Here is a 964-nt window from a genome sequence, read left to right on the forward strand (position 1 = left end):
GGCTGGACGCGATCGATTCGGGGCTGCACCGCTGCCAGGCGATCGCGTTGCAGGATTCGGAGGTGTGCGAACTGCCGTTCGATCAAGTGGAACAGGCGCTGGCGGCCTCGGGCATGCTGCAGCGCCGTTTCCATCAGCTGATGAGCCGCGAGATCGTGCGCGACCATGCGCTGATGCGGCTGCTCGGGCAGCGTCAGGCGGGGGCGCGGATCGCGGCGTTCCTGCTGGGACTCTCCGAGCGTGCGCTGGAGCGGGGCCAATCGGGGGCCGAGCTGCGGTTGCCGATGAGCCGCGAGGACATCGGCAGCCACCTGGGCTTGCGCATAGAAACCGTGAGCCATGTGCTGACGCGGTTGCGTGCGTCGGGTTGTTTGCGTGTTCGTCTGCGCGAGATCGACATCATCGACAAGCCGGCTCTGCGTGAGGTGGCGGAGGGGTTGGCTGCCTGAGTGGCTTTTGCGCGGCTTGGCGGGGCGGGTGGCGGGAGGGGCAGGGGGCTCAGCTGGGGCGGTCGGCCCTGGCGGGCCGACTGCACGAAGAAGATCGGCTTCGGGGGTGCATCGGCAAACTCCCGTCACTCACTTCGTTCGTTGTGGTCAAACACAGCCGATGAGTATGTCTACGAAGCGCGCTGGCGCGCGCCACCCCCGAAGCCGATCTTCTCCGTCGCCCCAGAAGTCGCCCCCAGCCCCTCCCGCCACCCGCCCCGCCGCGCAACACCACCCGCTCTTGTTGAGGGGAAAAGACTGAAGTGATCGACGAAGCGCGCCAACGCTCGCACGCTCGTCGGTCACTTCAGTCTTTYCCCCCAAACACAGWCKGGCGGTGSYSGCAAAGGCGCGGGTGGGGAGGCTGKGGAGCGCCAATCAGGACGGGGCGCCGGAGCTGGCTGGTTTCATGGCCCGCGTGCGCAGCACGCTTCGTGAACTGACTGTCGCACACTGTTTGACCACAGTGAGCGAAG

General features: G+C 67.1%; 1 protein-coding gene. It reads left to right on the top strand.

Annotation, left to right across the window (positions count from 1 at the left end):
- Positions 1-449, top strand: a 449-nt coding sequence (locus tag AC1D12_RS34165; RefSeq protein WP_477845500.1) for a helix-turn-helix domain-containing protein, incomplete at its 5' end; no start/stop codon positions are given.
- Positions 450-964: the final 515 nt, after the last annotated feature.

The organism is Rhizobacter sp. P1_G5, from assembly GCF_056405435.1.